At 73.5% G+C, this 25178-nt stretch carries 29 protein-coding genes; 11 read left to right on the top strand and 18 right to left on the bottom strand.

Translation table 11 applies throughout. The features are described from left to right. Nucleotides 1-168 precede the first annotated feature (168 nt). Nucleotides 169-969 carry a SigB/SigF/SigG family RNA polymerase sigma factor gene (locus tag O7619_RS14405; RefSeq protein ID WP_282288334.1) on the bottom strand — a complete coding sequence of 267 codons (801 nt, stop codon included), beginning with the start codon at nucleotides 967-969 and terminating at the stop codon, nucleotides 169-171. Between the two features lie 299 nt (nucleotides 970-1268). Between O7619_RS14405 and O7619_RS14410 the strand changes: the two genes are divergently transcribed. Next, nucleotides 1269-2003: a hypothetical protein gene (locus O7619_RS14410; protein ID WP_282288335.1), complete on the top strand. Its 735-nt coding sequence runs from the start codon at nucleotides 1269-1271 to the stop codon at nucleotides 2001-2003. Here O7619_RS14410 and O7619_RS14415 read toward each other — a convergent pair. After that, nucleotides 1952-3541, bottom strand: coding sequence for a phospholipase D-like domain-containing protein (locus O7619_RS14415; RefSeq protein ID WP_282288336.1), 1590 nt, complete (start codon nucleotides 3539-3541; stop codon nucleotides 1952-1954). The two genes, O7619_RS14410 and O7619_RS14415, sit on opposite strands and share 52 nt — an antisense overlap. 144 nt (nucleotides 3542-3685) lie before the next feature. Here O7619_RS14415 and O7619_RS14420 point away from each other — a divergent pair, with 144 nt between their 5' ends. After that, nucleotides 3686-3814, top strand: coding sequence for a hypothetical protein (locus tag O7619_RS14420; protein ID WP_282288337.1), 129 nt, complete (start codon nucleotides 3686-3688; stop codon nucleotides 3812-3814). Nucleotides 3815-3865: 51 nt separating this feature from the next. On the opposite strand, the gene O7619_RS14425 is transcribed toward O7619_RS14420, so the two are convergent. Together O7619_RS14425 and O7619_RS14430 are read right to left on the bottom strand one after the other, a co-directional pair. Beyond that, nucleotides 3866-4852, bottom strand: a complete 987-nt coding sequence (locus O7619_RS14425; protein ID WP_282288339.1) for a pirin family protein — start codon at nucleotides 4850-4852, stop codon at nucleotides 3866-3868. Continuing rightward, nucleotides 4852-5346, bottom strand: a complete 495-nt coding sequence (locus O7619_RS14430) for a MarR family transcriptional regulator (RefSeq protein ID WP_282288340.1) — start codon at nucleotides 5344-5346, stop codon at nucleotides 4852-4854. Before O7619_RS14430 ends, O7619_RS14425 begins: the two co-directional genes overlap by 1 nt. A 122-nt stretch (nucleotides 5347-5468) precedes the next feature. Between O7619_RS14430 and O7619_RS14435 the strand changes: the two genes are divergently transcribed. After that, nucleotides 5469-6056, top strand: a complete 588-nt coding sequence (locus O7619_RS14435; protein WP_282288341.1) for a DUF1684 domain-containing protein — start codon at nucleotides 5469-5471, stop codon at nucleotides 6054-6056. 52 nt (nucleotides 6057-6108) lie between these two features. Here O7619_RS14435 and O7619_RS14440 read toward each other — a convergent pair whose 3' ends face one another. After that, the gene (locus tag O7619_RS14440) at nucleotides 6109-6696 is read right to left on the bottom strand and encodes a general stress protein (RefSeq protein ID WP_282288342.1); all 588 of its coding nucleotides are present in this window, start codon (nucleotides 6694-6696) and stop codon (nucleotides 6109-6111) included. Between the two features lie 111 nt (nucleotides 6697-6807). Between O7619_RS14440 and O7619_RS14445 the strand changes: the two genes are divergently transcribed. The 3 genes from O7619_RS14445 to O7619_RS14455 are packed head-to-tail and all read left to right on the top strand — an operon-like array spanning nucleotide 6808 to nucleotide 9953. Next, nucleotides 6808-8643, top strand: a complete 1836-nt coding sequence (locus O7619_RS14445) for a glycoside hydrolase family 15 protein (RefSeq protein WP_282288343.1) — start codon at nucleotides 6808-6810, stop codon at nucleotides 8641-8643. Further along, nucleotides 8640-9419, top strand: coding sequence for an SDR family oxidoreductase (locus O7619_RS14450; RefSeq protein ID WP_282288346.1), 780 nt, complete (start codon nucleotides 8640-8642; stop codon nucleotides 9417-9419). The genes O7619_RS14445 and O7619_RS14450 overlap by 4 nt, the downstream gene beginning before the upstream one ends. A gap of 33 nt (nucleotides 9420-9452) precedes the next feature. Continuing rightward, complete coding sequence (locus O7619_RS14455) at nucleotides 9453-9953, top strand: metallophosphoesterase (protein WP_282288348.1); 501 nt, start codon at nucleotides 9453-9455, stop codon at nucleotides 9951-9953. A 61-nt stretch (nucleotides 9954-10014) separates the two neighbouring features. On the opposite strand, the gene O7619_RS14460 is transcribed toward O7619_RS14455, so the two are convergent. Continuing rightward, a complete protein-coding gene (locus tag O7619_RS14460; protein WP_281583831.1) occupies nucleotides 10015-10236 on the bottom strand; it encodes a DUF3072 domain-containing protein in 222 nt (73 codons plus the stop codon). Nucleotides 10237-10317: 81 nt separating this feature from the next. Between O7619_RS14460 and O7619_RS14465 the strand changes: the two genes are divergently transcribed. Together O7619_RS14465 and O7619_RS14470 are read left to right on the top strand one after the other, a co-directional pair. Beyond that, nucleotides 10318-11292, top strand: coding sequence for an FAD-dependent oxidoreductase (locus O7619_RS14465; RefSeq protein WP_282288350.1), 975 nt, complete (start codon nucleotides 10318-10320; stop codon nucleotides 11290-11292). Then, a complete protein-coding gene (locus O7619_RS14470) occupies nucleotides 11285-11461 on the top strand; it encodes a hypothetical protein (protein ID WP_282288352.1) in 177 nt (58 codons plus the stop codon). Before O7619_RS14465 ends, O7619_RS14470 begins: the two co-directional genes overlap by 8 nt. Before the next feature lie 12 nt (nucleotides 11462-11473). Here O7619_RS14470 and O7619_RS14475 read toward each other — a convergent pair whose 3' ends face one another. From O7619_RS14475 to O7619_RS14485, 3 genes are all read right to left on the bottom strand, one after another. Further along, complete coding sequence (locus tag O7619_RS14475; protein ID WP_282288354.1) at nucleotides 11474-12760, bottom strand: cation:proton antiporter; 1287 nt, start codon at nucleotides 12758-12760, stop codon at nucleotides 11474-11476. A gap of 102 nt (nucleotides 12761-12862) precedes the next feature. After that, the gene (locus O7619_RS14480; protein ID WP_282288356.1) at nucleotides 12863-13540 is read right to left on the bottom strand and encodes an HAD family hydrolase; all 678 of its coding nucleotides are present in this window, start codon (nucleotides 13538-13540) and stop codon (nucleotides 12863-12865) included. 39 nt (nucleotides 13541-13579) lie between these two features. Further along, nucleotides 13580-15664, bottom strand: coding sequence for a SpoIIE family protein phosphatase (locus O7619_RS14485; protein ID WP_282288358.1), 2085 nt, complete (start codon nucleotides 15662-15664; stop codon nucleotides 13580-13582). A 200-nt stretch (nucleotides 15665-15864) separates the two neighbouring features. Between O7619_RS14485 and O7619_RS14490 the strand changes: the two genes are divergently transcribed. After that, nucleotides 15865-16722 carry a hypothetical protein gene (locus O7619_RS14490; RefSeq protein WP_282288359.1) on the top strand — a complete coding sequence of 286 codons (858 nt, stop codon included), beginning with the start codon at nucleotides 15865-15867 and terminating at the stop codon, nucleotides 16720-16722. 60 nt (nucleotides 16723-16782) lie between these two features. On the opposite strand, the gene O7619_RS14495 is transcribed toward O7619_RS14490, so the two are convergent. From O7619_RS14495 to O7619_RS14520, 6 genes are all read right to left on the bottom strand, one after another. Then, nucleotides 16783-17145, bottom strand: coding sequence for a DUF6401 family natural product biosynthesis protein (locus O7619_RS14495; protein ID WP_282288361.1), 363 nt, complete (start codon nucleotides 17143-17145; stop codon nucleotides 16783-16785). A 132-nt stretch (nucleotides 17146-17277) separates the two neighbouring features. Beyond that, nucleotides 17278-17490: a hypothetical protein gene (locus O7619_RS14500; protein WP_281583824.1), complete on the bottom strand. Its 213-nt coding sequence runs from the start codon at nucleotides 17488-17490 to the stop codon at nucleotides 17278-17280. A gap of 161 nt (nucleotides 17491-17651) precedes the next feature. Further along, on the bottom strand, nucleotides 17652-17915 hold the full coding sequence (locus O7619_RS14505; RefSeq protein WP_282288363.1) for a hypothetical protein: 264 nt from the start codon (nucleotides 17913-17915) through the stop codon (nucleotides 17652-17654). Between the two features lie 103 nt (nucleotides 17916-18018). Beyond that, nucleotides 18019-18480, bottom strand: a complete 462-nt coding sequence (locus O7619_RS14510; RefSeq protein ID WP_282288365.1) for an SRPBCC family protein — start codon at nucleotides 18478-18480, stop codon at nucleotides 18019-18021. Between the two features lie 55 nt (nucleotides 18481-18535). Then, entirely contained in the window at nucleotides 18536-18952 is a 417-nt protein-coding gene (locus tag O7619_RS14515) for a DUF2795 domain-containing protein (RefSeq protein WP_282288367.1), read from the bottom strand. Between the two features lie 84 nt (nucleotides 18953-19036). Further along, nucleotides 19037-20014 (bottom strand): YihY/virulence factor BrkB family protein, encoded by a 978-nt coding sequence (locus tag O7619_RS14520; RefSeq protein WP_282288368.1) that lies wholly within the window; start codon nucleotides 20012-20014, stop codon nucleotides 19037-19039. 145 nt (nucleotides 20015-20159) lie between these two features. Between O7619_RS14520 and O7619_RS14525 the strand changes: the two genes are divergently transcribed. Beyond that, complete coding sequence (locus O7619_RS14525; protein ID WP_282288369.1) at nucleotides 20160-20564, top strand: ChaB family protein; 405 nt, start codon at nucleotides 20160-20162, stop codon at nucleotides 20562-20564. 69 nt (nucleotides 20565-20633) lie between these two features. Here the strand turns inward: O7619_RS14525 and O7619_RS14530 are convergent, their stop codons facing one another. Then, complete coding sequence (locus O7619_RS14530; protein WP_282288370.1) at nucleotides 20634-22067, bottom strand: aldehyde dehydrogenase family protein; 1434 nt, start codon at nucleotides 22065-22067, stop codon at nucleotides 20634-20636. 72 nt (nucleotides 22068-22139) lie between these two features. Here O7619_RS14530 and O7619_RS14535 point away from each other — a divergent pair, with 72 nt between their 5' ends. Further along, nucleotides 22140-23738 carry an NAD(P)/FAD-dependent oxidoreductase gene (locus tag O7619_RS14535; RefSeq protein WP_282288371.1) on the top strand — a complete coding sequence of 533 codons (1599 nt, stop codon included), beginning with the start codon at nucleotides 22140-22142 and terminating at the stop codon, nucleotides 23736-23738. Between the two features lie 117 nt (nucleotides 23739-23855). On the opposite strand, the gene O7619_RS14540 is transcribed toward O7619_RS14535, so the two are convergent. Both O7619_RS14540 and O7619_RS14545 read right to left on the bottom strand, forming a co-directional pair. Next, complete coding sequence (locus O7619_RS14540; RefSeq protein ID WP_282288372.1) at nucleotides 23856-24623, bottom strand: polyprenol monophosphomannose synthase; 768 nt, start codon at nucleotides 24621-24623, stop codon at nucleotides 23856-23858. Between the two features lie 91 nt (nucleotides 24624-24714). Next, complete coding sequence (locus O7619_RS14545) at nucleotides 24715-25152, bottom strand: SRPBCC family protein (RefSeq protein ID WP_348774366.1); 438 nt, start codon at nucleotides 25150-25152, stop codon at nucleotides 24715-24717. Nucleotides 25153-25178: the final 26 nt, after the last annotated feature.

The raw sequence follows: 25178 nt of genomic DNA on the forward strand, positions 1-25178 counted from the left end.
CCTTGTTAACGCCTCCGGTAGAGGCGGGGCCCCCTTTTAACACCTCCGCGCGCCGTGGCGGTCGCCCGCGACTCCGATGAGGAAGCCCGCGCCGGATGCGGGAGTGTTAATAGGGGGCCCCGCCTATACCGCAGGCGTTAATAGGGGCCCCTTCCTTACACCCAAGGATCAGTAGGTGCCGTCGAGGTGGCCTCGCAGCTTCGTCAGGGCCCGGGCCAGCAGCCGGGACACGTGCATCTGCGAGACGCCGATCTGCTCGGCGATCTGCGACTGGGTCAGGTTGCCGTAGAAGCGGAGCGTGAGGATCTTCTGCTCGCGCTTGTCGAGCGTGGCCAGCGCCGGGCCGAGCGCGACGCGCATCTCGGCCAGTTCGAACTCGCCGTCCTCGCCGCCGAGCATGTCGCCCAGCTCGGTGGCACGCTCGCCGTCCCCGGTCGGGGTGGACAGCGACACCGCGTTGTAGGCGCGGGCGCCCTCCAGGCCCTCCAGCACCTCTTCCTCGGTGAGCTTGAGGTGGGCGGCGATGTCGGCGACCGTCGGCGACCGGCCGAGGGTCTGGAGCAGCGTGCTGTTGGCGTCGGAGATGGCCAGGCGCAGCTCCTGGAGCCGGCGCGGCACCCGGATGTCCCAGGTGCGGTCGCGGAAGTGGCGCTTGAGCTCGCCGATGATGGTCGGGATGGCGTAGCCGGCGAAGTCGACGCCGCGGGACGGGTCGAACTTGTCGATCGCCTTGATCAGGCCGATCGCGGCGGTCTGCGCCAGGTCGTCGTTGGGCTCGCCCCGGCCGCTGTAACGGTGGGCCAGGTGGTTGGCCAGCGGAAGCCAGGCTTCGATGGCGCGGTCGCGCAGGGCGGCCCGCGACGGGTGGTCGGCGGGCAGCGCGGCCATCGCGTTGAGCAGGTTGGCGGCGCTGTCGGTGAGCGAGCGGGGGTCGAGCTTCGCGGGAGCGTTGATCGTCTGGGCGGTCATGGTGGTCCTCCCTGCACCTCGTCCGCGGAGAAAAAGAGGAGACGCTGAGTTTTGAGGTTTAAGTGGTCCGTTCGGGAGCAACCCTAACCTGATCGGCTAGCGAAAATCTAGCCGAAAGTACGATGCACTTATGGTGTGAGTGGGTAGCAAGGGCCTGGATCGGGGCGAATCGGCCTCAGGTCATCGACCGATCGGTCAAGGAAGAACCCGACAGTCGGAGCACACTGTCGACTTTCCGTCGTTGTCCCGCCAACGGGACCGCCCGTAGCGTCCGTGGGGAACACGTCTACGGAGGCACCGTGCTCGATCCTGCCGCGCCGCAACTCGTCCTCAACGCCCGGACGCTGCTGTTCAGTTGGCTCCCGGCCGACCCCGGCGCGGCCGAGGCGCTGCTCCCGGCCGGCGTCCGCCCGCACCCGCAGCGGCAGGTGTTCTCCTGCCAGTACGTGGTCGACGACGAGACGCAGACGTCCGGCTTCGGCGCCTACTCGCTCACCTACCTCGGTGTCTCCCTGGCGGACATGGAGCCGCCGGACGGCGGCACCCCGGGCGGCTGGTGGACGCACTATCTGGCGTCCAGCACCCGGGTGCGGCAGTACGCCGCCGCGCGCGGCGCCCCGGCGGCGGAGGGGGTGACCCGGGTCGAGCTGCGGGGCGGGCGACTCACCGCCGAGACCTGGGTCGACGGCCGGCCGCTGATCCGGGTCGTCGCCGCGGTCGGGCACACCGGCACCGAGGCGCACAGCGGCCACCACCGCTATCTCACCCGCCGCGACGGCGAACTGCACGTCGTCGACTATCCGTACGTGGCCGAGCCGGTGTCGCCGTTCGAGGTCGAGTCGGTGGAGTTCCTCGTCCCCGAACACCCGGTCCACGCGCTACGCCCGGCCAACCCGCTGCACGTCTGCTGGGGGTTCTACGCGCCCCGCGTGTCGTTCGCCTACCCGGCCTGCCCGAGCCTGCTGGACGAGGCGGCGCCGGTTCACCAGGTGCCGGCGCGTCGCGCCCGCAGCGGCCTGCCGTCCGGGTCGTAGACCAGCCGGTACGCCGGCAGCGCCCAGATCCGCGTACGCCAGGGCAGCCGTTCGGCCCGGTGTGGCCGCAACCGGCCCGGCGGACGGGGGCCGACCCGCCCACCGGCGTGCCAGTCGTCAAGCGCCTGCGCCGCCGCGTCGATCGCCGCCACCGCGTCCGCCGGGTCCAGCAGGTCGTCGTCCTGCGCCCCGTCGGGATCGCGGTCCAGGTGTTCGCGCCACAGCCGCAGCCGCAGGTCCCGGGCGAAGGCGCGGGCGCCGTCGCCCAGCCCGGCCGGATCGGCGGGCGCCCGCTCGTCGCGGGTGTCGTCGAGCACGGCGCAGGACAGCTCGCTGTCGTGGGTCCAGGACCGGCGGTTGAAGTTGTCGCTGCCCACGCTGGCCCAGACGTCGTCCACCACGCAGACCTTGGCGTGCACGTAGACCGGGGTGCCCTCGTGGTTCTCCACGTCGAAGACGTGCACCCGCTCCGGTGCGGCCCGGCGGCACAGCGAGAGCGCCTGCTCCCGGCCCACCATGTTCGGTGGCAGCGCCAGCCGGCCGTCCACGTCCGGATGCCGGGGCACGACCGCCACCAGGTGCAGCTCCGGGTGCTCGCGCAGCGCCTGGGCGAACAACTCGGCCACCTCGGTGGACCAGAGGTACTGGTCCTCCAGGTAGATCAGCCGTTGGGCCCGGCGTACCGCCTTGGTGTAGCCGCGGGCCACGGTGCGTTCGCCGTCCGGGGCGAAGGAGTAGCGCGGGCGTACCGCCGGGTAGGTGCGCAGCACCTGGATGTGGTGCGGGCCGCAGGGCGGCGGGTCGGCCGGCTGGTCGGGCAGCGGGTCCGGGGTGAGGTCGCTGCCGCGTAGCCGGTCCCGGAGCTGGGCCAGCGGGTTCTCCGAGTTCAGCGGCATCGGGTCGGTCCACCGCTCGCGGAACGTGGTGTCCAGCGCGCCGACCACCGGGCCGTGCAGCGCGAGCTGCACGTCGTGCCAGGCCGGGGTCGGGCCGTACCGGGGGGACATGCCGACCGCCTGCGGGTCGCCGGCGTGCGTGGCGTCGTCCCGGCGGCTGTGGCACAGGTCGATCCCGCCGGCGAACGCGACGTCACGGCCCGGGTCGTCGGGGTGGCGCAGCACCACGAGCTTCTGGTGGTGCGAGCCGCCGCGCCGGACCCGCTGGTCGAGCAGCACCTCGCCGCCGGCCGCGCGGACCGTCTCGCTGAGGTCGCGGTTCTCCGCCTCGCTGTAGGAGAACTTGTCGAGGTGGGAGCGCCAGAGCAGGCCCTTGACGATCACCCCGCGCTGCGCGGCCCGGGCGAACAGTTGGGCGACGGTCGGCCCGTCCGGGCGCATCCGCTCGTCCGGGTCGCCCCGCCAGTCGGTGAAGAACAGGTGGTCACCGGCGCGCAGCGCCTCCACCTCACTGACCAGCCGGTCAAAGTACGCGCTGCCGTGAATCAACGGCTCGGCAAGGTTTCCGGTCGTCCAGACGGGTAACTCAGACCCTGGGTTGGCGCGTTCCTGTGCGGTGAGGAACCAGTCCCGCAGGGTCACGTCCCAGCCTCCCGAGGTCGACGACGTCCTCAACGGTAGGACCCCCGGCACGGCCCCGCACGTCGAAGCAGCAGGTCGGCGGCGATGGGCAGGGCCAGGGGTGCGCCGGACCCCTGGATCGCGCAACGGCAAGGAGGCACCGACATGGCCGCCGAGACGACGAACACCGTGACCGACGACCGCGACCAGGCGGTGGAGGGGGAGCGGGGTGCGCTGGTGGCGGTCCTGTTGATGGTGATCCTCGGGGTGGCCGGGATCTTCGCCGTCTCCTGAGCCGCCACCCGGGCGCCCCGGCGAACCGGAGCGCCCGAGCACTCGTACCGGTCAGGGGCGGTCGCCCTGGCCGTCGCTGTGCGGCACCCGCCCGGTCGGGACCACCCCGAGCCGGCCGGCCTGGAAGTCCTCGACCGCCTGGATCAGCTCGGCCCGGGTGTTCATCACGAACGGGCCGTAGTGCGCCACCGGCTCGCGGATCGGCTGTCCGCCCATCAGGTAGAGCTCCAGCGTCGGGGTGTTGCCGTCCTGCGCCCGGTCGGCGGTGATCCGCAGCGCGTCACCGGGCCCGTGCACGGCGAGCTGGCCGACGCGGACCGGCCGCCGGTCGGTGCCCACCGTGCCCCGGCCGGCCAGCACGTAGACGAGCGCGTTGAAGTCGGCCCGCCAGGGCAGGCTCAGCTCGGCGCCGGGCTGGAGCGTGACGTGCGCGATGGTGATCGGCGTGTGGGTGGAGCCCGGACCCCGGTGCCCGGCGATCTCGCCGGCGATCACCCGGATCAGGCCGCCCCCGTCCGGGGTGGTCAGCAGCGCCGACTCCCGGCCGCGGATGTCCTGGTAACGCGGCGGGCTCATCTTGGCCACCCGGGGCAGGTTGACCCAGAGCTGGAGGCCGTGAAACAGGCCGCCGCTGGTCACCAGGTGCTCCGGCGGGGCCTCGATGTGCAGCAGGCCGCTGCCGGCGGTCATCCACTGGGTGTCGCCGTCGGTGATGGTGCCGCCGCCACCGGTGGAGTCCTGGTGGTCCATGATCCCGTCGATCATGTAGGTCACCGTCTCGAAACCCCGGTGGGGGTGCCACGAGGTGCCCTTCGGCTCGCCCGGCGCGTAGTCCACCTCGCCCATCTGGTCGAGGTGGATGAACGGGTCGAGATCGGTCATGGAGACCCCGGCGAAGGCCCGGCGGACCGGGAAGCCCTCACCCTCGTAGCCGCTGGGCGCGGTGGTGACCCGGCGGACCGGGCGGTAGGTGGTGGACTCGTCCAGCTTGGGCAGGCGGGGCAGGACGAGGACGTCGTCGACGGTGATCGCGGGCATCAGAGGGCTCCTTGGTTGTCGGCCGGGGTGGACGACGCGGTGCGGTCGGCGCGCAGGCGCCGGCCGAGCCGCTCGAAGACCCGGGTGAGGCAGGCGACCTCGGCGTCGTCGAGGTCGTCGATCAGGTGGGCGCGCACGGACCGGCTGTGGTGCGGCGCGGCCTCGCGCAGGGCCAGCAGGCCGGCCGCGGTGAGCACGGCCTCGCTGCCGCGCCGGTCGGCCGGGCAGGACTCCCTGGCCACCAGGCCGCGCTTCTGCATCGTGGTGATCTGGTAGGTCAGCCGGCTCGGGGAGAACACCAGCCGGTCGGCCAGCTCGCCCATCCGCAGCCGCTGCCCGGGCGCCTCGGAGAGCAGCACCAGCACGTGGTAGTCGGCGAAGCTCAGCTCGCTGTCCGCGCGCAGGTCGTCCTCCAGCCGGGTGAACAGCCGCTGGCTCGACTCGATGTAGGCGCGCCAGCACGCCGCCCGCTCCGCGTCCAGGCTCTCCGTCATGCCCCGAGAGTAGCACTGTTCAAAATTTAAACAATCTTCCGACAGGTGCTCTCGCTCACGCTGACGAGCAAGCGCGGCAGATATCTTGAAATTTGAATCGGAGGTCCGGCTAGGGTCGGGGGATGGATGACCTCGACGTGCTCGACTGGCGGGAGCGGGTGGCCGGGCTCTACCTGTCCGACCTCGACCTGGGCGGGTTCCGCGCCGCCCGGGACGACCTGTTCCGCACCCACCCGAGCAGCCCGGTGCCGCCCGCCGACCGGGCCGGCTTCACCGGGCTGCGCTGGTATCCGCCCGACCCGGCGGCCGTGGTCGAGGCCCCGCTGCGGCCCGCTTCCGGTGAGCTGAGCATCGACACCGGCGGCCCGGACGGCGTGGTCGCCTACCGGCGGGTGGCGGTCGCCGAGACGCCCTGGGGGCCGCTCACGCTCTGGTGGATCAACGCCTACGGAGGTGGGCTGTTCGTGCCGCTGCGCGACGCGAGCTGCGGGGACGGCTCGTACGGCGGTGGGCGTTATCTCACCGACACGGTGAAGGGCACGTTCGGGCGCGGCCTGACCGTGCTGCCCGGCGACCGGGTGCGGCTGGACGCCAACTACCTCTACAACCCGAGCTGCGCGTACGACGACAGGTGGGCCTGCCCGCTCGCCCCGCCGGAGAACCGTGTCGACGTGCCGCTGCGCGCCGGCGAGCGGGCCTGGCACGACTGACCCGGCGAGGGAGGGCCCCGGCGGGACCCTCCCTCGTGGTGACGTACGCGCGTCAGCGTGCGGTGGCGCCGGTGGGCGTCAGGTGCATCCGGCCGAGCGCCTGCCGGGCCTGCTCCGCCAGCTCCGCGTCCACCGTGACCGCGTACTGGCCGGCGCGCAACGAGCTGGCCGAGGTGAAGTCGCGTTGCCCGCCGCTCATGGCGTGCGCGACGGCGCCGAACACGGCGCCCCAGATCGCGCCGATCACCAGGCCGACCAGGATCACCGCCAGCCAGTTGCCCACGGTGAAGATGCCGAAGAGCAACCCGATGAACAAGCCGAACCAGGCGCCCGTGCCGGCGCCCAGAAGGGCGGCCCGGCCGGTGGTCAGCCGCCCCATCACGGTTTCGACAAGGGTCAGGTCGGTGCCGACGATCGCGGTCCGTTCCACCGGGAACCGGTTGTCGGCCAGGTAGTCCACCACGCGCTGGGCGGACGGATAGTCCGGATACGAGCCGAGCGTCACGGTCGGTCGGCCGGCCTGCGGCCCGTGCCCGTCCCCGCTCGGCGGTGTCGGGCGACCGCCCGGACCGGACGGGAGGTTGTCGCTGCCCGGCATTCCGGGACGCCAGGCCGCGGTCGGAGTCGAGGGTCTGGTCATGAGCATCCTCCTTCGTCAACCCGCCGCGTTCCCGCCGCCGGCGAGGGGTAACGCGGCGACCCGGACGCATCCGGGCAGGCATGACCGTGGCCCGGCCGGGTAGCCACCACCGTGCGCACCGGACGGATCAGCGAGCACGGCTTCCTCGCCGACGGGCGCAGCGCCGCCCTGGTGGACACCGCCGGCTCGGTGAACTGGTGGTGCCCGGCGCGGTTCGACGGGCCCTCGGTCTTCGGGCGGCTGCTCGACGACGACGCCGGGCACTGGGCGATCCGTCCGGAGGGCGGGTTCACCAGCACCCGGTCCTATCTGGACGACGCGCTGGTCCTGCGTACCGTCTTCGCCACGCCGACCGGGACGGTGGCCGTCACCGACGCCCTGGCGCTGGAGCCCGGCGCGCGCGGCCACGACATCGGGCTGCGGTCGCCGCGGGTGCTCGCCCGGGTCGTCGAGGGGATCGACGGCGAGGTGCCGATGCGCGTCGAGTACGCGCCACGGTTCGAGTACGGACGGGTCGGGGCCTACCTCACCGAACGGGACGGGGTGACCGTCGCCACCGCCGGCGCGTGCCGGCTGGAACTGCGGGCCGCGGTCGGCCTGGCGTTCGCCGACGGGACCGCCGTCGGGCGCTTCACCGCCCGGGCCGGCAGCGCCCACCACTTCACCCTGGGGTACGCCCCGACGTACGCCGGCGGGACGCCGGCGCTGCCCGACGCCGCCGAGGTGGTCACCGGCACGGTCGCCGGCTGGCGCTCCTGGGCGGACCTGCACGACTACCGGGGTGAATTCCGGGACCTGGTCCGGCGCAGCGCGCTCGTGGTGCAGGGCATGACCTACGGGCCGAGCGGCGCGGTGGTCGCGGCGGCCACCACCGCGCTGCCGGAGAAGCCCGGCGGGGACCGCAACTACGACTACCGGTTCGTCTGGCTGCGTGACTTCAGCCTCACCCTCCAGGCGCTGTGGCGGGCCGCCTGCCCGGACGAGGCAGACCGGCAGTTCACCTGGGTGGCCCGGGCGATGGGGCGGCTCGGCGACGCCCCCGCGCCGATCATGTACGGGGTCGAGGGGGAGCGGGACCTGACCGAGCACGACCTCGACCACCTCGCCGGGTACGACGGCAGCCGGCCGGTGCTCGTCGGCAACGACGCCTGGCGGCAGCGGCAGAACGACGTGCTGGGCGAGGTGCTCGACGCGGCGTGGCTCATGCGGCACTACCTGGATCCGATGTCGCCCGAGGTGCGCCACCTGCTGCGCACGCTCGCCGACCGGGCGGTGCGCGACTGGCGCCGGCCCGACTCCGGGATGTGGGAGGCACGGGACGCCGAGCGGCACTACGTGTCGTCGAAGGTGCAGTGCTGGACCGCGCTGGACCGGGCGGTCCGCTTCGGCCCGCGCATCGGCGAGCCGGCCGACGTGGCCGGCTGGGCGGCGGCCCGCGACGAGGTCCGGGCGGCGGTGCTCGCCCGGGGCTGGAACGAGCGGATCGGCGCGTACACCGGGGCGTTCGACTCCGACGACCTGGACGCCTCGGTGCTGCTCATGCCGCTTGTCGGGTTCCTGCCCGCCGACGACCCGCGGATGCGCGCCACGGTGGAGGTGATCGAGCGCCGGCTGTCCCGCGACGGGCTGCTGCGCCGCTGGGAGGACGACCCGGCCGGCTTCGTGATCTGCTCGTTCTGGCTGGTCGGCTGCCTGGCCGAGGCGGGCGAGGTGGACCGGGCCCGGCGGCTGTTCGCGCAGCTCGCCGCCCGTACGAACGACCTCGGCCTCTATGCCGAGCAGATCGATCAGGCCACCGGCGAGCAACTGGGCAACTTTCCCCAGGCGTTCTCGCACATCGGCCTGATCAACGCCGCGGGCCGGATCACCGACGCCGCGGCACGGTTCGCGCACGACCGACCGGCCGTGCCGACCGGCGCGGCCCGCACGGAGGGAGCAACCGGATGACCGGACGCCTGGCGGGGAGGACCGCCCTGATCACCGGCTCGGACTCGGGTATCGGGCAGGCCACCGCGATCGAGTTCGGCCGCGAGGGGGCCGACGTGGTGGTGCACTACCTGCACGACCACGCCGGCGCGAACCACACCCGGGCGGAGATCGAGAAGGCCGGCCGGCGGGCCGTGGTGGTGCAGGGCGACATCAGCGTCGAGCACCAGGTCGACGCGATGTTCGACGAGGCGCTTGCCGAGTTCGACCGGCTGGACGTGCTGATGAACGACGCCGGCGTGGACGCCTCCGGCATCCCGGTGGTCGACCTGGACACCGAGACCTGGGACCGGTGCATCCGCACCAACCTCTACGGCATGTTCTTCTGCTGCCGGCGGTTCGTCCGGCACCGCCGGGACGCCGGTGGCGGCGGCAAGATCATCAACATCACGTCGATCCACCAGGAGGTGGCCCGGGCCGGCGGCGCGGACTACGACTCCAGCAAGGGCGGCATGCTGGAACTGGCCAAGAGCCTGGCGCTGGAGGTGGCCCCGATGGGCATGAACGTGAACAACATCGGGCCGGGCATGGTGCTGACCCCGTTCAACCAGGAGGCGATCGACGACCCGAAGTACCTCCACGAGCAGGTGCAGAGCATCCCGTGGAAGCGGGCCGCCGAGCCGTCCGAGATCGCCAAGCTGGCCGTCTTCCTGGCCAGCGACGACGCCGACTACGTCACCGGCTCGACCTACTTCATGGACGGCGGCCTGATGCAGAACCAGGGCCAGGGTGCCTGACCTCACCCACGTCCGCGGTGGGAAGATGGCGCGGTGGAGCTGGTGATCATGGCGGATACGCATGTGCCGCGGCGGGCGCGGGATCTGCCGGAGGCGCTGTGGGCGGCGGTGGAGGCCGCCGACGTGGTGCTGCACGCCGGGGACTGGGTGGACGTGGCGCTGCTGGACGCCCTGGAGGCCCGGTCCCGCCGACTCGTCGGGGTCCACGGCAACAACGACGGGCCGGCCCTGCGCGCCCGGCTGCCCGAGGTGGCCCGGGTCGAGCTGGCCGGGCTGCGAGTCGCCGTCGTGCACGAGACCGGCCCGAAGACCCGCCGCGAGGAACGCTGCGCCGCCGCGTACGGCGACTGCGACCTGCTGGTCTTCGGCCACTCGCACATCCCGTGGGACAGCGTCGCGCCGGGCGGGCTGCGGCTGCTCAACCCCGGTTCGCCGACCGACCGGCGGGCCCAGCCGCACGCGACGTACCTGACCGCCTGGGTGGCGGCGGGGCGGCTCGACCGGGTCGAGCTGCACCGCCTGCCCCCGCGCTGACCCGAACGCCGACCTGCCGGGCACCGGCCCCAGCACGCCCCGGCCCCAGCACGCCCCGGCCTCAGCGCCCCCGGCCGGTCTCCGCCTGGAGCTCGTCGATCCGGCGGGACGCCTCGGCCTTGGTCAGCCCGTCCGGCACCGTCTCGCCCGCCTCCTGGGCCAGCGTGTGCAGGTAGGACTCCTGGGCCGCGGTCGGCGGCTCGTCGCCGGTGACCCAGTCGTCCGGATCCTTGACGGCGGCGTCCGGATTCACGTTGGTGCTGTCGTTGGCGCGGTCTGCCATGTCGATCACCCTTCCCTCGAACAGGTGTACCCCTACCCCCGTGCCGGTGGCTTCATGCCGGCCGCGGCCTACCATCATTCGATGACGGCGGACCGGGCGGGTGTGGTGGTGGTCGGCGCGGGGATCGCCGGGGTGGCGTGCGCGACCGAGCTGGCCCGCGCCGGGATCCCGGTCGAGGTGCGCGAACGCGCCCGGGTCACCGGCGGGCGGATGGCCAGCAAACGCTTCGACGGCCGACCCGCCGACCTCGGCGCCGCCTACTTCACCGTCGACGACCCGGACTTCGCCGCGGTGGTGGCGGACTGGCGGGCCGCCGGGCTGGTCCGGGAGTGGACCGACACCCTGGTCGCGTACGGGCCACGCGGACGCGAGCAGGTGACCGGCCCGATGCGCTGGGCCGCCCCGCGCGGGCTGCGCTCGCTCGTGGAGCATCTCGCCGCCGACCTTCCGGTGACCCACAACCGGCTGGTCATGACCGTGGAGCCGGGGCCCCGGGTGGACGGGCGGGCGGCCGAGGCGGTGGTGCTCGCCATGCCGGGCCCGCAGGCCGCCCTGCTGCTCGACCCGGTGCTGGCCGACGCCACCCGGGCCGCGGCGGCACAACGCTGGTCGTCCACGCTGTCCGGGGTGCTGCACTTCCCGTCCCGCCGCTGGCCCGACTTCCGCGGTGCGTTCGTCAACGACCATCCGGTGCTGAGTCTGGTCTGCGACGACGGCGACCGGCGCGGGGACGGCGCCCCGGTGCTCGTCGCGCACACCACGCCGGAGTTCGCCGCCGGGCACCTGCTCCAGCCCACCGTCGCCCGACCGGAGATCGAGCAGGCCGTCCGGGATCTGCTCGGGCTGCCCGAGCCGGCCGCGTCGACCCACGTGCACCGCTGGACCTACGCCCGGCCGGCGAAGGTCGTCGAGGGTGGCCCGTTCCACCTGGACGAGGACGGGATCGCGCTGGCCGGCGACGCCTTCGGCCGCCCGCGGGTGCAGAGCGCCTGGCGTTCCGGTCACGACCTGGGCCGCGCGCTCGTCGCCCGGCTCGGTCCAGCACGGCATGGGTGAACGCACCGAGCGGAGCGAGGGCCGTGAGGGCATGCCCGGCCAGCACGGCATGGGTGAACGCACCGAGCGGAGTGAGGGCCGTGAGGGCATGCCCGGCCAGCACGGCATGGGTGAACGCACCGAGCGGAGTGAGGGCCGTGAGGGCATGCCCGGCCAGCACGGCGCCTGACCCGGCGCTCGCTCAGCCCGCCGGCACGGGCTGCTCGGCCCGATCCGTATCCGTGCTGTCGCGGGTGCGGTCACCCGCCCGGTCCAGCAACTGCATGATCGGGGTCGCGGCGATCCCGTGCACCACCACCGAGACCACCACCACCAGGCCGACCGTGGCCCACAGCAGTCTCGCCTGCGGGAAATCCGCCTTCGTGGTGGCGTACGCCAGGTAGTAGAACGACCCGACACCGCGGATGCCGAACAGGGAGATCACCCAGTGCTCGGACGCGCGGCCCGGCGCGCCCCGCAGCGACAGCCAGCCCACCAGCGGCCGGATCACCAGCACCAGGGCCAGGCCGACGAGCGCCGCCGGCCAGGTGAGCGGCGCGAGCAGACCGCTGATCACCGCGCCGCCGAACAACAGCAGCAACAGGACGGTGAGCAGCCGCTCCACCTGCTCGGCGAAGTCGTGCAACACGGAGTGGAACTCGTGGGTGCGTTCGGCGGACCGGATCGCCCGGGCGGCCACGAACACGGCCAGGAAGCCGTACCCGCCGATCACCTCCACCAGCCCGTACGCGAGGAACGTCGCGGCCAGGGCGAGGAAGCCCTCGGAGTGCCGGGCCAGCCGCAGCGTGCTCGGCGCCCGGAAGAACAGCTTGCCGAGCAGCCAGCCGACCAGCAGGCCACCGCCGACGCCGGCGGCGATCTTGTAGACCACGTCGACGGCGAGCCACTCGCCGAACCAGTCGGACGGGGCGAGGCTGGTGCTGGCGATCGCGATGGCGGCGTAGACGAACGGGAAGGCCAGTCCGTCGTTCAAACCCGCTTCCGAGGTCAACGCGAAGCGCACCTCGTCCTCGGAGTCCTCCGCGTCGGTCGGCTCGCCCACCTGCACGTCGGAGGCGAGCACCGGGTCGGTGGGGGCGAGCGCGGCGCCGAGCAGCAGTGCCGCCGCCGGCACCAACCCGGCCCACCACCAACCCAGCAGCGCCACCGCGGCGATGCACAGCGGCATGGCGATGGCCAGCAGCCGCCACGTCGAGGACCAGCGGGCCCAGCTCAACGGCCGGTCGATCTTCAAGCCGGCGCCCATCAGGGCGACGGTCACCCCGATTTCGGTGAGGTGGGTGGTCAGTTCCGACCAGCGCAGCGGATCGGGCGTCGGCAACCCGGTCGGCAGCGCGAAGACGAGCATCCCGAGGCCGAGGAACGCGATCGGCATGGACAACGGCCGCTTCTCCAGCATCCGGGGCAGGATGCCCGCGAGCAACGCACCGACGCCCAGCAGAGCGAACCCGACATCTACCGGTTCCACGACCCCACCCCTCACCGTCGCCCGGCGGCCGGGCGGCGGTGATCAGCAGTGCCCCGAACCGGGGCCGGCTAAGCCTTTCGACGCACCCGGGTGACCGACGGCTCAGCCGAGGGACCCGATCGCGCTCTGCGGCAGGGCGTCAAGCAGCTCGGACGGGTCCTCGTACACCGCCACCGCGCCCGCGCCGGCCAGCTCCGCCCGGCCGGTGCCGCCGCAGGTCAGCCCGATGCAGGGGATGTCCAGCTTGCCGGCGGCGACCACGTCCCAGACCGAGTCGCCGACGAACACCACCCGCTCGGCGGCCAGGCCCGACTGGTCCAGCGCGGCGGCCAGGATGTCCGGCGCGGGCTTGCTCTGCTCCGCGTCGGCGGAGGAGGTGACCGTGTCGATCACGTCGTCGACGTCGAGCGCCGCCCGCAGCACGGCCGCCTCGTGTTCGGCCGCCGAGGTGGCCAGGACCACCCGCAGGCCCCGGTCCGCGCAGGCGCGCAGCAGCTCCCGCGCCCCGGGCAGCGGCCCCAGCCGCTCCCAGTACTCCGCGTAGAGCGCGTCGTGCGCGTCGCGCAGGCGCCCGTCGGCGTCCCGGTCCCGTTCGGCGCCGAGCAGGTGGTCGAGGAGCTTGTCCGACCCCATGCCGATGGATCTGTGGATCTGCGCCATCGGCACCCGGTGCCCGCCCTGGCGCAGCGCCTCCCACCAACTCACCGTGTGCAGGTACGTCGAGTCGACCAGGGTGCCGTCCACGTCGAAGAGGACGCCGTAGCGGTTGTCGTCGGTCATGACTGCCTCCTACCCGCGGCGGGCGCGGCCGACGCGCGCTCAGCCGGCGGGAATGACGATCTCGAACCAGACCGTCGAGCCGCGTACGGTCGGATCGGTGCCCCAGGCGTCGCTCAGCTCCTCGATCAGGCCGAGCCCGCGACCCCGGCTGCTCAGCGTGTCCGTCTGGGCGCGGGTGACCTGCCCCCGGGTGCCCGAGTCGGCGACCGAGACCAGCAGTCGCTCGGCGCTCAGGTCGATCTCGACCCGGGCGGCGGTGCCGGCGTGCAGCAGGGCGTTCGTGGTCAGCTCGCTGGTGCAGAGCACCGCCGCGCCGACCACCGCGTCCGGCACCTGCCACTCGGTGAGCTGGGCGGTCAACCAGTGCCGGACCCGGCTCGGCGCGGTCGGCTCGGCCGGCACCTCCATGCCCGCCGAGCGGCTGGGCCGTACGGCGTGCTCCACCGCCAGCACCGCCACGTCGTCCTCGGTGGCGCCCGGCACGGCGGCGGTCGCCACCGCGCACAGCGCCCGGGGGTCGCCGCCGCCCGCGGCGCTGACCGCCGCCCCCAGGCCGGCGAGCCCCGCGGCCAGGTCCTGCCAGCGTCGCTCCACCACGCCGTCGCTGTAGAGCAGCAGCGTGTCGCCGGGGCGGAAGGACACGGTGACCGTCCGGGTCCGGCCGCCGAGGCCCAGCGGCGGGCCGGGCGGCACCTCGACGAACTCCGCGGCCGGGCCGGTGTCGGACCGGCCGCGCCGGATCAGCGGCGCGGGGTGGCCGGCGCTCGCCAGCGTGACCAGCTCCCGATCGGCGTCGATCACACCGAACACGACGGTGACGAAGAGCTCGTGCGTGCCGCCCTCGGTGCCGAGGCTCGCCACCAGCCGGTCCAGGCCGCCGAGCACCGCGTCCGGCCGGGGGTCGGACAGGGCGAGCGCGCGCAACGCCGCGCGTACCTGCCCCATCCGGGCGGCGGCCTGCACGTCGTGGCCGGCCACGTCGCCGAGCACCACGCCGAGCGCACCGGTCGGCAGCAGGAACGCGTCGTAGAAGTCGCCACCGGCGGCGTTGCCGTCGACGCCCGGGTCGTAGCGGGCGGCGATGCGCAACCGGGGCAGGTCGGGCAGTTGCTCCGGCAGCATGCTGCGTTGCAGCAACTGCGCGGTGCCGTGCTGGGTCTCGAACCGGCGGGCCCGCTCGGCGGCCTGGCCGACCAGCTCCGCGGACGCGGCGAGCAACGCCCGTTCCCCGGGTGACCAGGCCCGCGGCGCCTGGTAGCCCACGGTGAGGGCGCCCCGGACCACGGTCGAGCGCAGCGGCAGCGCGGCGACCGCCCGGATCTTCTCGTCGTGCCGGTCCGCCGCGACCTCGCGCAGCGGGTGGCCGTCGGCGACGAACGTGGGTACGCCGCTGCGCGCGGTCACCACCGCCGGCATCGCCGTGTCGGCGCCCATCCGGCGCCACAGCGGTGGCAGCCGCTCGTCGGCCTCGTCGAGCAACTCCCCACGGATCCGGCGGACCAGCCGCCACGTGGCACCCTCGTCGACGACGAACGAGACCCGGTCGGCGTCGAACGAGTGCAGGCAGTAGCGCAGCGTCACCCGGGCCACGTCGTCCAGGGTGAGCGTGCCGGAGAGCGCCGCGGCGAAGTCGCTCAGGCTCTGCAACTGCCGGGTGAGCTGGGTGGTCTGCGCGGAGACGGTGAGCACGCCGACGATGTGGCCGGTGGAGTCCCGGACCGGGGAGTGGCCGCGGGTGAACACCGCCGGTTCGGCCTGGCGGTCGGCCGGCAGCACCGCCTCCCGCTCCAGGAAGGGCTCGCCCAGCCGGTAGACCCGCTCCAGCGCCTCGCCGGCTCCGGCCTCCCGCCACACCTCGGCGAACACCTCGGCCGCCGGTCGCCCCAGCGCGGCCGGGTGCCGGTCGCCGATCAACTCGGCGTAGCCGTCGTTGTAGAGCAGGGCCAGGTCGTCGCCGAGGAGCAGGGCCATCGGCACGGGGGAGGAGAGCACCACGTCCGCCACGGCCCGGAGCGCCGGGTCCCAGCTCTCCGGGACGCCCAGCGGCGTACCGGCCCACGGATGGGTGCCCGCTCCCGGAGTGGGGGCGGACGGCGTGGGAATCCGACCGACGGTGCCTGGCATGCCCGCAGCCTAACCGGAGCGTGGCCGAGTGGTTCCGATCATGCGTCCGGTCCGGGCTCCAGACCCCCGGGCTGCGGACGTTAGGGCAGGTCAGAGCCCGTTCGGCGGGTGTTGTCGGGAAATTGCCCCGGTCCGTCCCGGCGTGCTGCCGAGAGCACCGGGTATGCGGGCGGCGCAGTTCACGCGACAGGAGGGACATCATGCCGAAAACCCTCGCGGTCGGCCAGGTCGACATCAGTGCGGCCTGGACCGACTTCTGGAGGTCGGTGCTGCTCTTCGTACCGAGGGCGATCGCCTTCATCGCGATCCTCGTGGTGGGTTGGCTCATCGCCCGAGCCGTCCTCAAAATCGTGGACGCGGCACTGGAACGGGTCGGGTTCGACCGCGCCGTGGAACGCGGCGGGATCAAACGGGCCCTCGAACGCACCAAGTACGACGCGAGTGACATCCTGGCCAGGCTGGCCTACTACGCGGTCCTGCTGTTCACCCTGCAGTTCGCCTTCGGGGTGTGGGGACCCAACGCGATCAGCGACCTGATCCGCGGGGTGGTGTCCTGGCTGCCGCGGGCCTTCGTGGCGATCGTCATCGTGGTGGTCGCGGCGGCCATCGCCAACGCCGTCCGGGATCTGGTCTCCGGCGCGCTCGGCGGGCTCTCGTACGGCCGGTTGCTGGCCGACGTGGCGGCGATCTTCATCCTGGCGCTCGGCATCATCGCCGCGCTGAACCAGGTGGGCATCGCCACCACGGTGACCACGCCGGTGCTCGTCGCGTTCCTCGCCACCGTGGCCGGGATCCTGATCGTCGGTGTCGGCGGTGGCCTGATCCGGCCCATGCAGAAGCGCTGGGACGGCTGGCTGGAGCGGGCCGCGGAGGAGTCCCGGGCGATCCGGGAGCAGCGGCAGGGACAGCAGGTCGGCCGCAGCGACTACGAGCGGCGGATGGCCGACCGGGGTGGACAGCCCACCCCGACCGGACCGCAGTCGATGTCGGGAGCGGGCACCTACCGCTCCGGTGAGATGGGCGACCAGACCGAGCAGTTCCGCCGGCCGGGCGGCTGACGGCAACGGACGGTGACGGGGTGTCCGCGGGGTGATCGCGGGCACCCCGTGCCGGTGCGCCTACGCCAGTTGGCGCGGGTCCAGCGCGCGGGCCAGCAGGCAGACCGCGAGCAGCCGGGTGAGCAGCCAGTCGGGCGCGGACCAGTCGACCGGCTCGGCCGGCGCCGTCCAGCCGTGCTCCGTGGCGGCGTCCCGCAGCCCCTCGGCGTATCCGGCGAGCGCCGCCACGGTCAGCGGCCGGCGGTCGCCGTGCAGGCTGTCGCGTACTCCGGCGGCGTGCTGGTCGACCTCCGCGAGCAGCCCAGGAATGGCGCGGGCCGCGGCGAGGCCGGCGGTGCCGACGAGGGTGGTCAGCGTGATGAGGGTCGACCGTGCGGCCACCGCCGCGGACGGGGCGGCGACCCGGTTGTTCGGCACGCGCATGGTGACCGAGGGTAGCTCCGGGCGGACCGGGGTGGTCTCCGCCGACCGGCCGATATCGGGATCATCCGGCCGGTCTCGCGGCATCCGACGGCGGGGCCGAGCCGCGCACGGCGGGCGGAACGGAACGGGTGGTCAGTCGGAGGAGCGGGCCTCGGCCGGACGGCGACGGGCGCCGTCGTCGGCGATGATCACGGTCGCCACCATCAGCGCGACCACCACGCTGAACAGCCAGGAGCTGTCGTCGCTGAACTTCGCCGCCACCGGAGCCTGGACGGCGGCGAGCAGGAAGCCCAGCCAGGCGAGGCGACGCTGACGCTTGGAGAGGAAAGAGGAACCCTGATCCATCCCGAAATTCTTACCCGCGTACCGGGGCACGCCGTCAGCCGTTCGGCCGATTCTGGATGGGCTGTCCGTTTCCCCGACCGTCCGTACCGCGCTTCCTGTCGGTTCGGTCGAGCGCGACCGGAACGGCTCCGGACACCGGCCGGGTGCCCGGAGCTGACTGGTCAGAGCGTGTCCGGCCCGGTCCGGCCGGTGGTCGACGGCCGGTACGCCCGGTCCGCGTCGGTCATCTCCCGCCGTTCGGCCTCCGCGCCGGCGCCCCGGTCCACCGCCTCCGGGCCGTGGCCGAACGCGGCCTCCTCGCCGGCGTCGTTGGCGGTGGCGTCGTCGGCCTGGCCGTCCAGGGTCGACCTGGCGATCGCCTGGTCCAACTCGTGCAGGGGAGTGCGGTCCTCGTCGCGCCACACGTGGCTGTCGTTGTCGGTCATTCCCCTGCGGTACCCGGCGTCGATGATCGCAAACGGCCGCCCGGACACCACGACGGCCGCCGGTGATCCGGCGGCCGTCGACGTTCGGTGCGGGGTGCGGGCCTCAGGGGGTCGGCCGGTCGACCGAGCCGCGCCAGGCGCCGGTCTCCTGCCCGCGCCGCTCGATGAACTGCTTGAACCGCTCCAGGTCACCCTTGGCCCGGCGGTCGACCACGCCCAGCTTGTCGCCGGCCTGCTCGACCACTCCGTGCGGCTCGAACTCCAGTTGGAGGGTGACCCGGGTGCGATCCTCGTCGAGGCGGTGGAAGGTCACCACGCCGGCCTGCTGGGTGCCCCCGGTGGAGGTCCAGGCCACCCGCTCGTCGGGGAGCTGCTCGGTGATCTCGGCGTCGAACTCGCGCTTCACGCCGGCGATCTCCACGGTCCAGTGCGTCATCTTCTCGGAGAGCTGCCGGACCTCCTGCACACCCTCCATGAAGTGCGGGAACTCCTCGAACTGGGTCCACTGGTCGTACGCGGTCCGGATCGGGACATCCACATCCACATGTTCCATAACGCCGCTCATGTCGGGTTTCCTCCTGTTCCGCCGGTGTCGTGTCGCGAACCGTGGGCCGGTCCGCTCACCAGCGCGTCGTCTCGTTCCTGTGCCCGAGTGCGGCCCACACCTCGGAAACCGTCTGGTAACGGGTGCCCTCCGGCAGGCCCTCGAGGGCGGCGACGATGTCCGCCGGCGCCTCGTTCTCCCGCGCGTTGGCCACCAACGTGTCGCGGTCGCCGGGCAACGCCGCCATGCCGATGAACCGGCCCAGGCGGCTGCGTGCCTCCACGTCCTCCGAACTCATCCCCTGCGGGGAGCCGGTGCGCAGGTCACCGGCCGGAGCCGTGGTGGCCTCGGGCTGGTCCTCGCCGGACGGCTCGGGCTGGCGGAACTCGTCCACCCGGGCGCCGCCCGCGCCCGGACCCTGGACCAGGCCGCTGACCTCGCTGCTCATCTGCTCGTCGACCCTGGGCGAGTGCTTGCTGCTGCCACGTTCCATGCCATTCCAGATGCCCCGGGTGACCGCCGGTAAACCGGGGCCGCCCGCCGGAGCCCGGCACCCGGGGCGGAACCGGACGGCAACTCAGGAGTCGGCCGGGGCGCGCGGCGGCAGCACCGGCTCCGTCGGCTCCTCGACGCCGGCCTGCCGGGCACGGCCCCGCTGCAACTCCGCGTTGACCTGCACGCCGAGCATCAGCGCGCAGTTGGACAGGAAGAGCCAGACCAGGAACGCGATCACCGCGCCGAGACTGCCGTAGGTCACGTCGTAGGAGCCGAAGTTGGCCACGTAGAGGCCGAAGCCGAAGGACGCGGCCACCCAGGCCAGCAGCGCCAGCGCGCCACCGGGGGTGAGCCAGCGGAACCGCGGCTGCCGCACGTTCGGCGCGATCCAGAACAGCAACGACAACAGCGTCATCGCGACCAGGGCGAGCACCGGCCACTTCGTCACCGACCAGGTGGTCCGGGCCAAGCCACCGGCGTGCAGCCGGTCGCCCACCGCGTCGGTGACCGGGCCGCTGACGATGAGCGCGGTGGCGACCACCGCCAGCAGCAGCAGGGTCACCGCGGCCATGCCGATCTGCAGCGGTCGGAGGCGGTAGAACGGCCGACCCTCCTCGACCCCGTAGATCGCGTTGGAGGCCCGGGTGAACGCGCCGATGAACCCGGAGGCCGACCAGAGCGCGCCGAGCAGACCGAAGCTCAGCAGCGCCTTCGCCGGGCCCTGCTGCTCGACCACCGTGCGTACCACGCCGACGAAGGCGTCGTTGCCGACCACCGAGCCGGCGCCGATCTCCCGGGCCAGGTCGATCACCGTGTCCACCGTGCGCGGCCCGTCGGAGACGAGGCCGACCAGGGCGACCACCACGATCGTGGACGGGAAGAGCGCCAGCACCCCGTAGTAGGTGAGCGCGGCGGCCCAGTCGGCGCAGTTGTCCTTGACGAAGCCCTTGCCGCTGCGCACCAGCACACCCCGCCAGGTGCGCCAGTTCAGTTGGCGCATCCGCCGGGGAAGGCGGGACCGGGCCTGGCCGCCGACCGCGGCTGGTGTCGTCGCCGTCATGACCGCCTCCTCCACGCGCCGGATGCGCCACCCGGGGGTTGGCCGGGCGGTACCCCGGAGCGGAAATCGACAAACCGTCAAACGGTTTGCTCCCGGAGTGGGCGGGAACGACAGGAGACACCCCATCGAGACGGAGGTGGACGAGATGCCCGGGCGCGAGGTGTTGCCCAGCACGTTGAAGCGCTCGCCGGCCAAGGCGCAGCGGACCTGGGAGAAGGCGCACGACTCGGCGGTCGAGACGTACGGCGAGGGAGAGCGCGCGCACCGCGTCGCCTTCGCCGCCGTCAAGCACGAGTACGAGAAGGTGGGCGACCACTGGCAGGCCAAGGGCCGCAAGGGGCCGAGCGACAAGCAGGCCGCCGGCGGCGGCCCGGCCCGGCGGGCCAGGACGGCCGGCGGGGTGGACGCCAACGCCACCAAGGAGCACCTCATGGAGCTGGCGAAGAAGCTCGACGTGCGTGGGCGTTCCCGGATGACCAAGCCGGAGCTGGTGACGGCGATCGAGAAGGCCAACAACAACGCCACCCGCAAGGCGCGCGGCGGTCGCTGACCCGCCGCGGGTACGCCGGACCACGAACGGGCCCGGGACCGGTGCGGTCCCGGGCCCGCCCGCGTCGGCTCACCAGTGGCCGCCGCCCGGGGCCTCCAGGTGCACCGCCTTCACGGCGCTGAACTCGTCGAGCAGCTCCGGGCCGTACCCGAAGCCCTGGCCGCTGCCCCGGCGCGGCTGCGCGGCCCCGCCCGGCGCGCCACCGAACACCGAGTTGACCTTGACGGTGCCCACCGGCAGCTCCCGCCAGGCCCGCTGGGCGTGACTCATCGAACCGGTCAGCACGGTGGCGGCCAGCCCGTACGGGGAGTCCGCCGCGCAGCGCAGCCCCTCGGTGAACGAGTCGACCACCACCACCGGGGCGACCGGGCCGAACGTCTCCTCACGGACCAGCGCCATCTCGTGACGGCAGCCCTCCACCACGGTGGCCGGGTAGAACGCGCCCGGCCCGTCCGGCAGCGCGCCGCCGGCGCGTATCCGCGCGCCCTGCGCCACCGCGGCGGTGACCTGCCCGTGTACGTGGTCCCGGTGCCGGCGGTCGACGAGCGGGCCGAGCTGCGTGCCCGGATCGCGGCCGGCGCCGACGGTGAGCGCCCCGGCGCGGGTCACGAGCGCGTCGACGAAGTCCTCGGCCACGTCGCGGTGCACGTAGATCCGTTCCACCGCGACGCAGATCTGCCCGGCGTTGGCGAAGCAGCCGAGCGCCGCCTGCCCGGCCGCCCAGACCGGGTCGACGTCGGCGTCCACCACCAGCGGGTCGCTGCCGCCGTTTTCCAACAGCACCTTCGCCCCGGTGCGGGCAGCCGCCACGGCGATCGACCGGCCGGTGGCGGTCGAACCGACGTGGGCCACCACGTCCACCTCCTGGCCGGCAAGCGCCGCGCCCACCTCGCCGCCGCCGGTGAGCAACGACAGCACCCCGGCCGGCAACGCCGAGTCGAACGCCCGGGCCAGCAGCCACCCGGTTGCCGGGGAGCGTTCGCTCGGCTTGTGCAGCACCACGTTGCCGGTCACCAGCGCCGCGCCGAGCAGACCGCAGGAGACCGCCACCGGGTCGTTCCAGGGCGTGATCGCGGCGACCACCCCACGCGGTTCGGGCGCCATGAAGTCAAGCGCGGCGTGGCCGCCGTGCAGCGTCCGGCCACCCCGCACGAGGGCCAGCTCGGCGTACTGTCGCAGCGTGCCGATGCCCGCAGCCACCCCACCCCGGGCGTCGTCGAGCGGCTTGCCCATCTCCGCGGTGGTCGCCCCGGCCAGCTCCTCGGCCGCCGCCTCGACCGCGTCCGCCGCCCGGTGCAGCGCGGCGGCGCGTTCGGCCGGTGCGGTCGCCGCCCACTCCGCCGCCACGCCCCGGGCCGCCTCGACCGCCTTGGCCACCTCGTCCGCGGAGGCCACCGGCGCCCGGGTCACCGGGGTTCCGTCGGCCGGATCGTGGACGACCAGCTCGCCGCCGTCGCCCCCGGCGCCCCAAACCCCACCTATGAGTTGCGCAACCGTATACATACAACCGTGTATCCCCCGGTCCGGGCGAGGCAAACGGGTTTCGTCCGGTGGCCGGCCGGGTAGGCGGTCCGGATGAGGTCCACCGCCGACGCCGTCGTCATCGGAGCGGGCCACAACGGGTTGGTGGCGGCGAACATTCTCGCCGACGCAGGCTGGGATGTCCTCGTGTTGGAGGCGACCGGTGCGCCGGGCGGCGCGGTGCGGTCGGCGCACGTGACCGCCCCCGGCTACCTCAGCGACCTGTACAGCTCCTTCTATCCGCTCGGCTTCGCCTCCCCGGTGCTGGGCGGGCTGGGCCTGGAGGGCCACGGACTGTCCTGGACGAACGCCCCGGACGTGCTGGCGCACCTGCTCCCGGACGGGCGGGCCGCGGTGATCAACCGCGACCTGGACGCCACCGCCGCGTCGCTGGAGGCGTTCGCCCCCGGTGACGGGGAGCGGTGGCGGCGCGCGTACGCCGACTGGACCCGGGTGGCCGAGCCGATGCTCGACGCCATCACCAGCCCGTTCCCGCCGGTCCGCGGCGGGTTGGGCCTGCTGCGCCGGCTCCGGGTCGCCGGCGCGCTGCGGCTGGCCCGCCGGCTTGTGCTCCCGGTGCGCAAGCTCGGCGACGAACTCTTCGACGGGGCCGGCGGGCCGGTGCTGCTGGCCGGCTGCGCCCTGCACACCGACCTGTCCCCGGAGGAGGCCGGCTCCGGGGTGTACGGCTGGCTGCTCGCCATGCTCGGCCAGCAGGTCGGCTGGCCGGTGCCGGTGGGCGGCGCGCAGCGGATCACCGACGCGCTGGTGGCCCGCCTGGTCGAGCGCGGCGGCCGGATCTCCTACGATGCCCGGGTCGAGCGGGTGCTCACCGCCCGGGGGCGGGCCATGGGCGTGCGGACCGTGGGCGGGACGGACTGGCGGGCCCGCCGCGCCGTGCTCGCCGACGTGCCCGCCCCGGCGCTCTACCTGGACCTGGTCGGTGCCGCGGCGCTGCCGCCCCGGCTGGTCGAGGACCTGGCGCACTTCAGGTGGGACGGCTCCACGCTCAAGGTCGACTGGGCGCTGTCGGCGCCGATGCCGTGGACGAACCGGGATCTGGCCGGCGCCGGCACCGTGCACCTCGGGGCGGACATGGACGGGCTCACCACGTACTCCGCGGCGCTGGCCCGACGTGAGCTTCCGCGCGACCCGTTCCTGCTGGTCGGTCAGATGACGGTGGCCGAGCCGAGCCACTCGCCGCCGGGCACCGAGTCGCTCTGGGCCTACACCCACCTTCCGTTCCGGCGGAACTGGCGGGCCGAGGAGGTGGCCGGGCACGTGGAGCGGATGGAGCAGGTGCTGGAGGACGCCGCGCCGGGCTTCCGGGCGTCGATCGTCGGGCGGCACGTGGCCGGTCCCGCCGACCTGGAGGCGGCCGAGCCGAGCCTGGTCGGCGGCGCGTTGGGCGGCGGCACCGCGGCGGCGTACCAGCAGCTTTTCCTGCGGCCGATCCCCGGCCTGGGCCGCGCCGACACGCCGGTGGACCGGCTCTACCTGGCCAGCGCGTCGGCCCATCCGGGTGGCGGCGTGCACGGCGCGCCGGGTGCGAACGCGGCCCGCGCCGCGCTGGCCCGCGACCGTGCCCTCACCGGCGGCCTGTACGCCCGCACGATCGCCGCCGCCCACCACACCATCTACCCCACCCCCTGACCCCACCCCCGTCGGGGCCGCGCTGATTCACGGAAAGCGGGCCTACCCGAGCGCGGATAGGCCCGCTTTCCGTGAATCAGCGGCCTGGGGAGGGGGGAGGGGAGGGGGAATGGTGGGTCAGGAGTCGATGTTGCGGTGGCGGGTGCGCAGTTTGAACGGCATCAGCGCGCTTTCGATCTTGGTGGCGGTGGTCATCTTCGAGTCGCCGTCACGGCGCTCCTCGAAGCGGATCGGCACCTCCAGGATGGTGTGGCCGAGCTTGGTGGCGAGGTAGTGCATCTCCACCTGGAAGCTGTAGCCGTTGGACTGGACCCGGTCCAGCCCGATGTCGCGCAGCGCGTCCGCCCGCCAGATCTTGAAGCCGGCGGTCAGGTCGCGGATCCGCACCCGCAGCAACGTGTGCACGTAGAGGTTGGCCCAGCCGCTGAGCGCGCGGCGGTAGAGCGGCCAGTTCTCGTCCAGCTCCCCACCGGGCACGTAACGTGAGCCGATGACCACGGACGCCTGGGTGGAGAGCAGCGCGCCGAGCATGCCGGGCAGCGCCTCCGGCGGGTGTGACAGGTCGGCGTCCATCTGGGCGATGTAGTCCGCGCCGTCGTCGATCGCGCGGCCGATGCCGTCCACGTACGCCCGGCCGAGGCCCTCCTTGCCCGGACGGTGCGCCACCAGCACCCGGTCCGGGTGCTCGACGGCGAGCTTGTCGGCCACCTCGCCGGTGCCGTCCGGGGAGTTGTCGTCCGCGACGAGCACCTTCAACCCCGGCAGCGGCAGCGCGAGGAGGCGCTCGACCAGCACCGGGAGGTTGCCCGCCTCGTTGTAGGTCGGAACGACGACAGTCAGGCGCGCGTCCGCCCACGGGGAGGGCAACTGCACGGGTTCGATCATCACGGACTTCCTCGGTCGGCCGACAGGTTCATCTGAGAGGGTATCCAGTCCGATTCGCGGCGTCCGCACAGACGCCCCGCGATCGGTCCGCTCAACCGTCCGGCCTCTGCCGGGTCGCGATGTCGGACAGCCGGGCCAGCGTCTCCCCGTTCCGCAGGTGCAGGACGAGGTCGTTGAGCTTGGTCCGGACCCACCGCAGCGGGCCGGCGGCGAAGTCCTCGCCGATGGTCACCCGGGTCCGGCCGTCCGCCAACGGCTCCAGCGCGAACACCACGATCGCCTCGCCGGCCGGCCAGAGCCCGGCGCGCAGCACGAGCCGGTGCGGCGCCTGGCACTCCAGCACCGTGGAGGTGTCCTGGAGGGAGAGCGGCCAGGGCCCGGCCCGGTGGTGCAACTGGCTGCCGACCCGGGGCCAGGTCTCGTCCACGTCGCGCACGTGCGTGGTGCCCACCACCCAGTCGCTGTACGTCCATCCGTCGGCCAGCACCGCGAAGACCCGCTCCGGGGAAGCGTCGATGACTTTGTCCACTACCGCCACGCAGAAGCCGGTACCCC

The sequence above is a fragment of the Micromonospora sp. WMMD998 genome (genome assembly GCF_029581235.1).
Classification (GTDB): Bacteria; Actinomycetota; Actinomycetes; order Mycobacteriales; family Micromonosporaceae; genus Micromonospora.

What these genes read in the sequence shown, in the direction of transcription:
- O7619_RS14405 (WP_282288334.1), bottom strand. Translation starts at nt 969, where the DNA reads ATGACCGCCCAGACGATCAACGCTCCCGCGAAGCTCGACCCCCGCTCG.
- O7619_RS14420 (WP_282288337.1), top strand. Translation starts at nt 3,686, where the DNA reads ATGGCCGCCGAGACGACGAACACCGTGACCGACGACCGCGACCAGGCG.
- O7619_RS14425 (WP_282288339.1), bottom strand. Translation starts at nt 4,852, where the DNA reads ATGCCCGCGATCACCGTCGACGACGTCCTCGTCCTGCCCCGCCTGCCC.
- O7619_RS14430 (WP_282288340.1), bottom strand. Translation starts at nt 5,346, where the DNA reads ATGACGGAGAGCCTGGACGCGGAGCGGGCGGCGTGCTGGCGCGCCTAC.
- O7619_RS14435 (WP_282288341.1), top strand. Translation starts at nt 5,469, where the DNA reads ATGGATGACCTCGACGTGCTCGACTGGCGGGAGCGGGTGGCCGGGCTC.
- O7619_RS14440 (WP_282288342.1), bottom strand. Translation starts at nt 6,696, where the DNA reads ATGACCAGACCCTCGACTCCGACCGCGGCCTGGCGTCCCGGAATGCCG.
- O7619_RS14450 (WP_282288346.1), top strand. Translation starts at nt 8,640, where the DNA reads ATGACCGGACGCCTGGCGGGGAGGACCGCCCTGATCACCGGCTCGGAC.
- O7619_RS14460 (WP_281583831.1), bottom strand. Translation starts at nt 10,236, where the DNA reads ATGGCAGACCGCGCCAACGACAGCACCAACGTGAATCCGGACGCCGCC.
- O7619_RS14465 (WP_282288350.1), top strand. Translation starts at nt 10,318, where the DNA reads ATGACGGCGGACCGGGCGGGTGTGGTGGTGGTCGGCGCGGGGATCGCC.
- O7619_RS14470 (WP_282288352.1), top strand. Translation starts at nt 11,285, where the DNA reads ATGGGTGAACGCACCGAGCGGAGCGAGGGCCGTGAGGGCATGCCCGGC.
- O7619_RS14480 (WP_282288356.1), bottom strand. Translation starts at nt 13,540, where the DNA reads ATGACCGACGACAACCGCTACGGCGTCCTCTTCGACGTGGACGGCACC.
- O7619_RS14485 (WP_282288358.1), bottom strand. Translation starts at nt 15,664, where the DNA reads ATGCCAGGCACCGTCGGTCGGATTCCCACGCCGTCCGCCCCCACTCCG.
- O7619_RS14490 (WP_282288359.1), top strand. Translation starts at nt 15,865, where the DNA reads ATGCCGAAAACCCTCGCGGTCGGCCAGGTCGACATCAGTGCGGCCTGG.
- O7619_RS14495 (WP_282288361.1), bottom strand. Translation starts at nt 17,145, where the DNA reads ATGCGCGTGCCGAACAACCGGGTCGCCGCCCCGTCCGCGGCGGTGGCC.
- O7619_RS14500 (WP_281583824.1), bottom strand. Translation starts at nt 17,490, where the DNA reads ATGGATCAGGGTTCCTCTTTCCTCTCCAAGCGTCAGCGTCGCCTCGCC.
- O7619_RS14505 (WP_282288363.1), bottom strand. Translation starts at nt 17,915, where the DNA reads ATGACCGACAACGACAGCCACGTGTGGCGCGACGAGGACCGCACTCCC.
- O7619_RS14510 (WP_282288365.1), bottom strand. Translation starts at nt 18,480, where the DNA reads ATGAGCGGCGTTATGGAACATGTGGATGTGGATGTCCCGATCCGGACC.
- O7619_RS14515 (WP_282288367.1), bottom strand. Translation starts at nt 18,952, where the DNA reads ATGGAACGTGGCAGCAGCAAGCACTCGCCCAGGGTCGACGAGCAGATG.
- O7619_RS14520 (WP_282288368.1), bottom strand. Translation starts at nt 20,014, where the DNA reads ATGACGGCGACGACACCAGCCGCGGTCGGCGGCCAGGCCCGGTCCCGC.
- O7619_RS14525 (WP_282288369.1), top strand. Translation starts at nt 20,160, where the DNA reads ATGCCCGGGCGCGAGGTGTTGCCCAGCACGTTGAAGCGCTCGCCGGCC.
- O7619_RS14530 (WP_282288370.1), bottom strand. Translation starts at nt 22,067, where the DNA reads ATGTATACGGTTGCGCAACTCATAGGTGGGGTTTGGGGCGCCGGGGGC.
- O7619_RS14535 (WP_282288371.1), top strand. Translation starts at nt 22,140, where the DNA reads ATGAGGTCCACCGCCGACGCCGTCGTCATCGGAGCGGGCCACAACGGG.
- O7619_RS14540 (WP_282288372.1), bottom strand. Translation starts at nt 24,623, where the DNA reads ATGATCGAACCCGTGCAGTTGCCCTCCCCGTGGGCGGACGCGCGCCTG.